Genomic DNA, 10,890 nt, shown 5'->3' with positions numbered 1-10,890 from the left:
CCTCCCGCCCGCGGCGCCATGGGACGGGCTCGACGCCCGCGTCCGGCAAGCCACCGCCGAGGCGGCGAAGTCCGGGGCCGACGTCGAGGTGGTCGTGCTGGACCGCGACACCGGCACGATCGTGTCCGACGGGGCCAACCGGCCCTTCCCGATCGCGTCCGTGGTGAAGCTGTTCATCGCCGACGACCTGCTGCTGCAGGAGTCGGAGGGCAAGACGAAACTCTCGGCAGCCGACCGTAAGTCGCTCGACGCCATGCTGCGCTCCTCCGACGACAGCGCGGCGCAGGTGTTCTGGGACCGCAGCGGTGGCAACGCCGTCATCGCGCGCGTCGCGGCCCGGTACGGGCTGACCGGGACGACGGCGCCGTACAACGGACAGTGGGATGTCACGCAGAGCACCGCGAGCGATCTGGTCCGCTACTACGACATGCTGCTGGACGGCGCCGGTGGGTTGCCCGCGGAACAGGCCGACGTCATCATCGACAACCTCGCGCGGTCCACACCGACGGGGACCGACGGGTATCCGCAGCGGTTCGGTATCCCCGAGGGGCTCTACGCCGAGCCGGTCGCGGTCAAGCAGGGCTGGTTCTGCTGCTGGAACGGCGCCAATCAGCTGCACGTGTCCACCGGCGTGATCGGACCCGAACGCCGCTACGTGATGGCGATCAGCGCCCTGGATCCGACCGGCGAGGCCGCCGCCCGCGAGACGATCACCCGGGTTGTCAGAACGATGTTCCCGGGCGGCAAGATCAGCTGACTCACCCGACCGCCGTCGGGGACGGCGCCGCGGACCCGCCGTGCGTCTTGTCGGCGGTCATCAACCGGATGATCTCCTCGCGGTCGGCCGGCGACGGCAGACCCATCCACGGCGCGTACCCGTAGACCTCGTGCAGCGGTGTCGACCCGTAGCGCCCGTCGAGGATGTCCACCGAGTCGCAGCCGATCAGACCGGGGTGGTGCACCCCGCACGCCTCGGCGACTTTGACCAGGTCGCGGCGCAACGTCTTGATGTAGTTCGCCGCCCGTTCGGCCTTCACCTCGGGCACCAGGCCCCGGGCCAGCCACGCGTTCTGGGTGGCGACACCGGTGGGACACGTGTCGGTGTGGCACTTCTGGGCCTGGATGCACCCGACCGCGAGCATCGCCTCCCGCGCGACGTAGACCATGTCGCACCCGAGCGCGAAAGCCACGATCGCGTTGTCGGGCAGACCGAGTTTCCCGCCGCCGATGAACGTGACCTGCTCGTGCAGGGCCCGCTGCGCGAAGATGCGGTACACCCGGGAGAAGCCCACCTGGAACGGCAGCGACACCGAGTCGGTGAAGATCAGCGGCGCCGCGCCGGTGCCTCCCTCACCGCCGTCGATCGCCACGAAGTCCACACCCCGCCCCGTCTCGCACATCGAGTCGGCCAGTTCGGTCCAGAACTCCAGATCGCCCACCGCCGCCTTGATCCCCACGGGCAGCCCCGTCTCGCTCGCCAGCAGTTCCACCCAGTCGAGCAGGCTGTCGGTGTCGGAGAACTCCGCGTGCCGCGACGGGCTCACGCAGTCACGCCCCTCCGGGATACCGCGGGCGGCGGCGATCTCCGCGGACACCTTGGGGGCGGGCAGCAACCCGCCGAGGCTCGGCTTGGCGCCCTGGCTGAGTTTGATCTCCAGCGCCCGCACCGGCGCGCCGGCCACCGCGTCCTTGAGCCTCTCCAGGTCGAATCGGCCCTCGTCGTCGCGGCAGCCGAAGTAGGCGGTGCCGATCTGGAAGATCAGTTCCCCGCCGTTGCGGTGGAAGCGGGAGATGCCGCCCTCGCCGGTGTTGTGCAGGCAATCGGCCATCGCCGCGCCCCGGTTGAGCGCCTCGATCGCGTTGCCGGACAGCGAGCCGAAGCTCATCGCCGAGATGTTGACGACCGAGGCGGGCCGGAACGCCCGGGGCCGGTTGCGCGCGGCGCCGACCACTTTGGCGCACGGGAGCTCGACGTCGCGGCCGGCCCTCGGCGCCGACGCGGGGCCGTTGCGGCCGAAGGTCCGGTGTTTGATCACCGGGTAGCCGCTCGAGTGCTCGAGGTCGTTGTCGGTGCCGAACCCGAAGTAGTTGTTCTCGTTCTTCGACGAGGCGTACACCCAGCGCCGCTGGTCACGGGTGAACGGGCGCTCCTCGTCGTTGGCCGCGACGATGTACTGCCGCAGCTCCGGGCCGACTGCCTCCAGGAGGTACCGCGCATGCCCGACGACCGGGAAGTTGCGGAGAAGGGCATGTCTGCGTTGGAAGAGGTCTCGCAGGCCGACAGCTGCCACCGTCGAGGCGGCCGCGGTGGCGAGACCACGAACGGCCCGGCTCATGGCGTCAGTGTTTCCGGCCGACCGGCGCCCGAAACTTCTCAGGTGGGCCCGACGCGGCCCGTCAACCACCGGATGGTCCGGACCTCGCTGTCGCGGTAGGGCTGCCCGTCGGGGCGCAGCAGTTCGTGGAACCAGGCTTTCGGGGGCGAGGTGTAGGGCTTCTCCCACGAGTCCCACGGCAGGTGGGTCTGGGTCTTGCCGACCACCAGCCCCCAGTTGTAGGCGCCCACGTTGCGTCGTTTGGCCAGCGGCAGGATCTCCTCGACGGTGTTGCCGAATTCGCGGGCCAGGTATTCGGTGCACACGATCGGCCGCCCCAGCGGGCGCAGTTCGGCGATCCGCGCGTCGAACTCGTCCGCGTCACCGTAGTTGTGGAACGTGATCACGTCGGAGTGGTCCAGCTGGATGCGGGCGACGGCGCTGCGGCGCGCGGGGTCGGCCCACTCCCCGTCCCACACCCCGCTAGTCAGCGGCTGGGCCGGATCGACCTCCCTGGCCCAGCTGAAGACCTGCGGCAGCAGCTCCGCCACCCGTTCGACCTTGTCCTTGCGTTCGACCCCGCGGTACTGGTTGGCGGGGTTGTCCGGTTCGTTCCACAGATCCCAGCCGAGGACGCGCTCGTCGTCGCGGAACTGCGTCAGCACGCCTGTGACGTAGTCGCGCAGGACCCGTCGGTACCGGGGGTCGCCGATGAAGTGGGCACCGGGGCTCTGCACCCAGCCGGAGTTGTGCACACCCGGCCGCGGCGGGCGCTGGCGGCCGAGCTTGGGCAGCGGATCCCAGCACGAGTCGAACAGCACGAACAGCGGCCGGATGCCGTGCCGGGCCGCGATCGCGACGAACTGGGCGAGTCGCCGCTGGAAACCGTTGCGGTCCTGCGCCCACAACTGGTCGTGCAGGAAGACCCGCACCGTGTTGAGCCCGATCCGGCGCGCCAGCATGAGTTCGGTGTCGATGCGCCGTCGGTCGAACGTCGCGGCCTGGAACATCTCCAGTTGGTTGACGGCGTTCGAGGGGATGAAGTTGGCTCCGACCAGCCAGCCCTGTTGCTGGTACCAGGCGTGGGCGCGGGCGGCCGACCACCGACGGGATGCGGCGGAGGCACGGGGCAACGCGGACGCCGCGGCGGACGCCGTCAGCAGCGCGGGCAGTTTGAGCGCGGCGCGTCGGGCGAACGGGCGATGCTGATTCCCCCCGGGCACGTCGGGTGTGCTCGTCAATGTGCAGTCTCCGGCTTCGACTCTGATTCGGCTTCGCACGCCGCCCCCGACCCTCGCGACGTGCCCTCGGACACACAGCAGGGGGGCGACGCTTGTGGTGAGCGACGCCCCCGCCCCATCTGTCGTACCCGTGCGGCGCGGGCCCTACAACGCGGTGGCCGCGGCGCCCGCTGGTGCGCCGAGTAAAACCCCATGGCGACAGGCGATTTCGGCACCGATTGTGTTTCGCGTCACGGCCACCGCAGCGGACCGGCGAAAACTGCCGATCGCAAGTACGTCACCGGGCCGACCTGTACCGTGAGCAAACACGCACAGGGGCGTGTGCCGGGGGGAACTGTCCATGCAATGGGTGCGCAACTGGTGGCGGCAGCCGGACCACTTCGATTGGCTCAGCGGTTATCTGCAGACCCGTGGAATGGCGACGATGATGCGCCGCGGGCTCGCCGTGGTCGCCGCCTCGCTGGCGTTGGTGCCGGTCAACGCCCTGTGGGGACCCGCGTCCATCGACGACCGGCTGGCAATCGGCCTGGCGACGGTGGCTTCGCTGGCGGGCCTGAGTCTGGCGGTGCTGTGGTTGAAGCGCTGGCCGACCCGGACCGAGTCGATGGTGTTCGCAGCGATCGGCAGCGCAACCATCGCCGGGGGCTGTCTCTGGCAGGCTGAACCGCTGATCGGCCTGACGTTCTGTACCGCGCTGGCGGTGTCGGGCGGCTACATCGCGTTCTTCCACACCGCGCGCTACATGCTGATGAACTTCGCGCTCGCGGTGGGGGTCGGGGCGTGGCAGGCGGTCCGGGTGGCCGCCGAAGGCGAACCCGTGCTGGCGCTGACCGGTTACTTCCTGGTCCTCGAGCTCAACATCGGCGTCCCGTTCGCGATCCAGGTGATCGTCCGTGCGCTCGGCACCGACCTGCTGCGCTCCGACCGTGATCCCCTCACCGGACTGCTCAACCGCCGGGCGTTCACCCATGCGGTGATCGGGCGGCTGGTCGCGCGGGCCGATCGGGCCTATCTGGCGGTGGCGCTCATCGACCTCGACCGGTTCAAGGCGATCAACGACCAGCACGGCCACGCCAGCGGGGACGCCGCGCTGGTCGACGTCGCGCAGGCGTTGACGGCCGCGGTCCCCGACACCGCCCTGGTGTGCCGGATGGGCGGCGAGGAGTTCCTGATCGCGGACATCGTGCCGTCGGCCACGCCGACCGAGTGGGCCCAGCGCCTGTGCGCGGCGGTCACGTCCACACCGTTCCGGGTCACCGCGAGCGTCGGCACCGCCACGGTCCCGTTGCGCGACGTCAGACCGGACGAGGCCGACGAGACGTTCCACCGGCTGGTCACCGAGGCCGACATCGCGATGTACGCCGCGAAGCGGCGCGGCGGCAACCAGATCCAGCACGCCGGCGACGCGCGCACGGTCAGCTGAGATTCGCCGCCCACCGCAACCCGTCCTCCGAGTACGTCGCGATCCAGTCGGCGACGGACCGCGGGTCGTACCGGGCGATGAAGGCCTCCTCCTGGACGGCCCATCGGTCCCAGTGCGGCGCGTAGGTGTCACCGTCGCGTGCCAGCGCGCGGCGCTTGCGGTCGGCCTCCCGGGCGTCGACCCAGATGCCGAGGTCTGCGAGTGCACGGTGCGCCGCGTTCAGCGCTCCGACCCCTTCGATGATCACCCGCCGGTCGGGTTCGACGGTGTGCCAGTCCGCGGGCGTGCCCGTCGTCCAGTCCCACCTGCGCCACCGTCCGGGCCGACCGGCGGCGCGCGGTTCCAGCAGCGCCACCCGCAGGTGCTCGACGGCCCAGGCCAGTCCGTCCCAGCCCGCGTAGATGTCGTCGAGGGCGATGATCGCGCTGCCGTCCCAGGTCTGGTGGAGTTGTGCGGCCAGCGTCGTCTTGCCCGACCCGGAACGCCCGTCGATCAGGACGGTGCAGGCGCCGGTGTCGGCGAGTCGGCGCGCGAGGTCACCGACTTCCAAGGAAGTTCCAATGTCCGGTGGTGACGGAGGCGGCGATCGCGGCGGCGGCGATGCCGAACCCGGCCAGCACCAGGGCCACGTCGCGGGCGCCGAAACGTGACGGCCGCGCCCAGGTGCGCGTCGGGTGGGCCCCGAATCCGCGTGCCTCCATCGCGGTGGCGAGCATCGACCCGCGGCGGATGGCGAACACCAGCAGCGCGAACGCCTGGCCCGCGACGCGCCGCAGGCGGTTGCGGTCGGCGACTCCGCGGGCACGGCGCGCGTAGCCGAGGTAGCGCCAGTCCTGCCGCAGCAGCCCGACCGTGCGCAGCCCCGCCAGTGCTCCCAGCACGAACCGGGCCGGGAGCCGCAGCACCTGGGCGAGGCCGTCGGCGAGTTCGGTCGGGTCGGTGTCGATGAACAGGACCACCGACGGCAACGCGATGGCGAGCACCCGCACGAACGTGGCGACCGCCAGCGTGATGGACCCGTCGGTGACCGTGATGAGCAGGAACTGCCAGTGCACGGTGCCGCTGCGCTCGCCGTAGAGCACGATGGTGACCGCGGTGAGTCCGGCGGCCAGCATGAGCAGACCACCGCGGATCAAGACCGCGCGCAACGGGATTCGCAGCGCGAGGATCAGCAGGATCTCCAGCGCGAGCGCGGTCAGGGCCGACACCCAGTCGAGGCTGGCCACCAGGCCCGCGGCGATCACGAGGGCGGCCACCAGTTTCGCGACGGGATTGATCCCGGTCCCCGCCGGCGCGGTGCCGACGCTCGTCATCGCGTCCGTCCCGACGTCGCGCTGGTCTGCATCTCGATCCGGCGGTCGGCGAGCACCGCGGCGAAGTCCAGATCGTGGGTGACCGCGACCACCGCGGTGCCGTGGTCGGCGATCTCGGCGAGCAGCCGGACCAGTTCCTCCCAGGTGTTGCGGTCCTGACCGAACGTCGGCTCGTCGAGGACGACGAGTTCTGGCCGGGTGGCGAGCACCGTCGCGACAGACAGCCGCCGCTGCTCACCGCCGGACAGCGTGTACGGGTTGGCATCGGCGAGTGCGGTGAGCCGCAGCCGCTCCAGCAGCGGATCGCACAGCCGGGCGACGGCGTCGCCGGACCGGCCCAGGGCGCGGGGGCCGAGTGCCAGCTCGTCGCGGACGCTGCCGGTGAGGAACTGGTGCTCGGGGTTCTGGAACACGCTGCCGATGCGGGTCAGCAGTTCCCGGGACCGCCACCGGACGGGTTCGCGGCGGTCGGCGGCGGGACCGAATCCGTCGCGCGCCTCGACCCGCCCGCCCCGGGGCGGGAGCAGTCCGCCGAGGGTCAGCGCCAGCGCCGTCTTGCCGGCTCCGTTCGGCCCGGTGACGACACTGACGGCCGCCCGGGGGATGTCGAAGTCCATGTCGTCGGTGCGGGGCCCGTGCGGGTACCCGGCCGACAAGGCGACCGCGTCGGCCAGGGGTGCACCCGGTGCGGTGTGCCGGTCGACGGACGGCAGGGCGGCGCCGGGCACCCATACACCCGCCCGCGCCAGGCGTCCACCCTCCCGTGCGACGGTTTCGGTGGGCGGCCCGTCGGCGAGGATCTCGCCGAATGGTCCGAGGACGACGACCCGGTCGACCACGGGAAGCCAGACGGCGGTTCGATGTTCGACGACGATCAGGGTCGCGCCGGTCCGTTCGGCCACCGCGGCGACGGCGTCGCGCACCTCGACGACACCGGCGGGGTCCAGGTTGGCGGTCGGCTCGTCCAGCAGGATCAGGCCGGGGTCCATGGCCAGCACACCGGCCAGCGCCAGCCGCTGCTGTTGGCCGCCCGAGAGCCGCGAGGTGTCGTGCCGCAGCGGCATACCCAGTCCGACGGCGGCCAGCGCCCGCCGGACCCGCGGCCAGATCGCCTCGGGGGCGACGTTGAGGTTCTCCATCCCGAACGCCACGTCGTCGCCGACCCGCGACAGGATGACCTGCGAGTCGGGGTTCTGCAACACCATCCCGATGCGGCCGCGACGCTGCGCCGGCGCGACCCCGTCGACGAGCAGACGCCCCGCCTCGTCGCCGTCCTCGCTCCCGCCGAGCAGACCGGCCAGACCCTGCAGCAGCGTCGACTTGCCCGAGCCGCTGGCGCCGAGGAGCAGCACCCGCTCCCCCGGTTCGACGGTGAGGTCGAGGTCGCGGACCGCCCACGACGAGCGACCGGCATGCCGCCAGTGCCAACCCCGAGCGGCGACCGCGACACCGCCGGAGATCATGGCCGGACGTCGCTCGGCGACCCTGTCCGGCCCGACGGAAACCGGGACAGCGCACCGGTTTTCGCGAGTCCGCGCACCACGTACCAGGACAGCCCACCGGCGATCACGGCACCGGAGACGATCCCGGAGACGATGTAGATCGCCGCGAAGGCGGAGGTCGAACCCGGGTACAGGAGCACCAGCTCGTTGATCGCCATGGCCAGCCCGGCCGCGGCCCCGGCCAGCACCGCGACCGGAAGGTTCCACACCCGGTACAGGAAGCAGGCGAACACGATCTCGGCCGCCAGTCCCTGCACCAGGCCGAACTCCAGGGTCATGACACCCCATTGGTTTCCGACCAGGGCGGACACCGTCGCGGCCACGAGCTCGCCGTAGACCGCCGCGCCCGGTTTGCGGATCACCATCGCGGTGAGGATCCCGGCGAACAGCCAGCCACCGCCGAGCAGCCCCTGCAGACCCGGCAGCGCCGCACTCAACGGGGCGCCGATCGGGTTGGACGCGACGTTCCACATCACGAACACCAGGCCGGATGCGACGGCGAGCACGCTGGCCACCACGATGTCGACGACACGCCAGCGGTAGCTGCGCGCGGTCACGGGGAAAGGTGGGGACACCTCGGTCATCAGTTCACTCCCTACGCCGGCATTACCCGGTCAGGTTCATACGGTCGACGGCCGCTCAGCCGTCCTCTCAGCGCACTCGGTGTGCACTCCCGCGTGGGTTGTCGGCTCCAACGTACGCGTGCATGTCGCCATCGGAAACCCGAGGGTGTCGCAAGTCGTGATGTACACGCCCCGCCTCAGCACGGAAGCTGTCAACGACGACAGGGAAGGCGGTTGGCCCATGACGATCGACGTCGCCGAACGGGAGGCGCTGCAGGAGGCGGTCCGCGACCTGCTGCGCAGCCGGTGCACCGAGCAGGACGTGCGACAGGCTGACCGGTGCGGATGGATTCGACCGTGACCTGTGGCGCCGCCTGGCCGAACAGGGTGTCACCGGCATCGTGATCGCTGGCGAATACGGCGGCGTCGGGCTGGGCGCGACCGAGCTCGAGGCGGTGGCCGAGGAGACCGGGGCCGCCCTGCTGCCGTCGCCGTTCATCTCCAGCGCGGTGCTCGCGACCGCGCTCATCCAGGCCGCCGGCTCCGAGGAGGACAAGCAGCGGCTGCTGCCCGGCCTGGCCGACGGCAGCGCCATCGGGACGGTCGCGGTGACCGGGCGGACCGGCACGTGGACCGCCGAGGGCGTCGACGTGCGGGCCGGCGCCGACGGCACCCTGACCGGCAGCGCGCACTACGTCACCGACGGACAGGTGGCCGACGTCCTGCTGGTCGTGGCGCAGGGTCCGGACGGTGTCGGCGTGTACGAGGTCGACGCCGGGGCGGCCGGATTCCAGCGGGTGGCGGCGACGGTGTTCGACCCGTCCGTGCGGCTGTCCACGTTCACCTTCGCCGACACCCCGGCCCGCCGACTGGGCACCGCCGGATGGGACGCGGTGCAGCAGGCGCTGGACCTGGCGACGATCGCGCTGGCCGGTGAACAGTGCGGCGGCACCCGCCGCATCTTCGAGATCACCGTGGAATACCTCAAGACCCGCATCCAGTTCGGCCGGCCGATCGGCAGCTTCCAGGCGCTCAAGCACATGGCCGCCGATCTGCTGCTCAAGGTGGAGTCCTCCACGTCGGCCGCGCAGCACGCCGCGGCCCAGCGCGATGCCGACCCGGAGACCGCGGGCGGGGCGGTCGCGCTGGCCGGTTTCGCGTGCGCCGAGGCGTACCGCGACACCGCCGCCCAGGCCATCCAGATGCACGGCGGCATCGGCTTCACCTGGGAGCACCCCGCACACCTCTACCTCCGCCGGGCCCGCACCGGACTGCAGCTGTTCGGCGGCCCCCGCCTGCACCGCGAGCGTTACCTCCAGTCGAAAGGCGCTTGACCGATGACCGAGACGACTCCGAGCGCCGACGAACTGCGCGCCGAGGTGCGCGACTGGCTCGAGCAGAACTGGACGGGTCTTCCGAAGTCGAACGATCCGTGGGTGGCCTCCCCGGAACGGGTCGCCTGGCTCGAGAAGGTGCTCGACGCGGGCTACGCGGTACCCACTTATCCGACCGAGTGGTTCGGCCGGGCGTATCCCCACCATCTGGCGTCGGCCATCGAGAAGGAGTTCAAGGCGGTCCGGGCGCCCGGCGCACGGCGGGACAAGTACAGCATCCCGGCCAACACCGTGTTGAAGTTCGGCAGCGACACCCTCAAACGAGAGTTGTTGCGCGACTTCCTCACCGAACGCGCGAGCACCTGCCTGCTCTACAGCGAGCCCGGCGCCGGCTCCGACCTCGCCGGTGTGCACGCCACCGCGGTGCGTGACGGCGACCGGTGGGTGGTCAACGGCCAGAAGGTGTGGACCTCCGGGGCGGCGACGGCCGACTACGGGCTGCTGCTCGCCCGCACCGACTGGGATGCGCCGAAACACAAGGGGCTGAGCTTCTTCATCCTGCCGATGAAGCAGCCCGGCATCGAGGTCCGGCCACTGGTCCAGATCACCGGCGAATCCCACTTCAACGAGGTCTTCATCAGCGACGCCGCGGTCCCCGAGGACTTCCTGGTCGGCGGTACGGGCAACGGCTGGCGGGTGCTGCAGACCGCACTGGCCTACGAGCGGTCGATCATGGGCGACAGCGGTCGCGGGTCGCGCAACAGTTCGCGTGCCGACAGCCTCGTCGAACTCGCCCGCGAGCACGGCCGCCTCGACGACCCGGTCATCCGGGACGCGCTGGCCACCGTGCTCTCACTGCGGGAACTCAACCGGCTCAACAACGCTCGCGCGAAGGCGTCGACGTCGATCGGCACGTCGAGCTCGATCATGTCGCTGGGCAAACTCGCCATGTCCGACATCCTGCACACCGAGGCCCGGGTGAAGACCGACATCGTCGGCGCCGAGGCGCTGCTGGCCGGGCCGGACAACCCGGAGGCCGACGACATCAACTTCCTGACGCTCAACGCCTACTTCACCTCAATCGGCGGTGGCACCGATCAGATCCAGCGCAACATCATCGGCGAGCGGGTCCTGGGGCTGCCCAAGGAACCGGAGGTCGACCGCGACATCCCCTTCCGCGACGCCCGCCGGAACTGACC

Annotated in this window: 9 protein-coding genes, 1 pseudogene and 1 riboswitch; of the genes and pseudogenes, 4 read left to right on the top strand and 6 right to left on the bottom strand. The window is 71.0% G+C overall.

Going from position 1 to position 10,890, the window contains the following annotated elements; all coding sequences use genetic code 11:
* On the top strand, positions 1 to 757 hold a 757-nt coding region (locus AU196_RS05040; protein WP_059093986.1), incomplete at its 5' end, for a serine hydrolase.
* Between the two features lies 1 nt (position 758).
* On the opposite strand, the gene AU196_RS05035 is transcribed toward AU196_RS05040, so the two are convergent.
* Together AU196_RS05035 and AU196_RS05030 are read right to left on the bottom strand one after the other, a co-directional pair.
* The gene (locus AU196_RS05035) at positions 759 to 2,336 is read right to left on the bottom strand and encodes an FMN-binding glutamate synthase family protein (protein ID WP_059093985.1); all 1,578 of its coding nucleotides are present in this window, start codon (positions 2,334 to 2,336) and stop codon (positions 759 to 761) included.
* 38 nt (positions 2,337 to 2,374) lie between these two features.
* A complete protein-coding gene (locus AU196_RS05030; protein WP_231737352.1) occupies positions 2,375 to 3,538 on the bottom strand; it encodes a cellulase family glycosylhydrolase in 1,164 nt (387 codons plus the stop codon).
* Positions 3,539 to 3,896: 358 nt separating this feature from the next.
* On the opposite strand from AU196_RS05030, the gene AU196_RS05025 reads away from it, so the two are divergent.
* Entirely contained in the window at positions 3,897 to 4,979 is a 1,083-nt protein-coding gene (locus AU196_RS05025; protein ID WP_059093983.1) for a GGDEF domain-containing protein, read from the top strand.
* Here AU196_RS05025 and AU196_RS05020 read toward each other — a convergent pair.
* The 4 genes from AU196_RS05020 to AU196_RS05005 all read right to left on the bottom strand — a co-directional run bounded on the left by AU196_RS05020 (position 4,972) and on the right by AU196_RS05005 (position 8,378).
* Entirely contained in the window at positions 4,972 to 5,529 is a 558-nt protein-coding gene (locus AU196_RS05020) for a nucleoside/nucleotide kinase family protein (protein WP_059093982.1), read from the bottom strand. The genes AU196_RS05025 and AU196_RS05020 overlap by 8 nt on opposite strands.
* Entirely contained in the window at positions 5,516 to 6,292 is a 777-nt protein-coding gene (locus AU196_RS05015; RefSeq protein ID WP_059093981.1) for an energy-coupling factor transporter transmembrane component T family protein, read from the bottom strand. The genes AU196_RS05020 and AU196_RS05015 overlap by 14 nt, the downstream gene beginning before the upstream one ends.
* Positions 6,289 to 7,755 carry an ABC transporter ATP-binding protein gene (locus tag AU196_RS05010; protein WP_059093980.1) on the bottom strand — a complete coding sequence of 489 codons (1,467 nt, stop codon included), beginning with the start codon at positions 7,753 to 7,755 and terminating at the stop codon, positions 6,289 to 6,291. Before AU196_RS05010 ends, AU196_RS05015 begins: the two co-directional genes overlap by 4 nt.
* Complete coding sequence (locus AU196_RS05005) at positions 7,752 to 8,378, bottom strand: ECF transporter S component (RefSeq protein WP_059093979.1); 627 nt, start codon at positions 8,376 to 8,378, stop codon at positions 7,752 to 7,754. Before AU196_RS05005 ends, AU196_RS05010 begins: the two co-directional genes overlap by 4 nt.
* A riboswitch (TPP riboswitch) is annotated at positions 8,370 to 8,481 on the bottom strand. Its footprint overlaps the gene before it by 9 nt.
* 117 nt (positions 8,482 to 8,598) lie before the next feature.
* Here AU196_RS05005 and AU196_RS05000 point away from each other — a divergent pair.
* Both AU196_RS05000 and AU196_RS04995 read left to right on the top strand, forming a co-directional pair.
* A pseudogene (locus tag AU196_RS05000) lies at positions 8,599 to 9,691 on the top strand (acyl-CoA dehydrogenase family protein).
* 3 nt (positions 9,692 to 9,694) lie between these two features.
* Complete coding sequence (locus tag AU196_RS04995) at positions 9,695 to 10,888, top strand: acyl-CoA dehydrogenase family protein (RefSeq protein ID WP_059093978.1); 1,194 nt, start codon at positions 9,695 to 9,697, stop codon at positions 10,886 to 10,888.
* Positions 10,889 to 10,890: the final 2 nt, after the last annotated feature.

This window comes from Mycobacterium sp. IS-1742 (assembly GCF_001500125.1).
Lineage (GTDB): Bacteria > Actinomycetota > Actinomycetes > Mycobacteriales > Mycobacteriaceae > Mycobacterium.
This window is presented reverse-complemented; position numbering and strand designations above follow the sequence as displayed.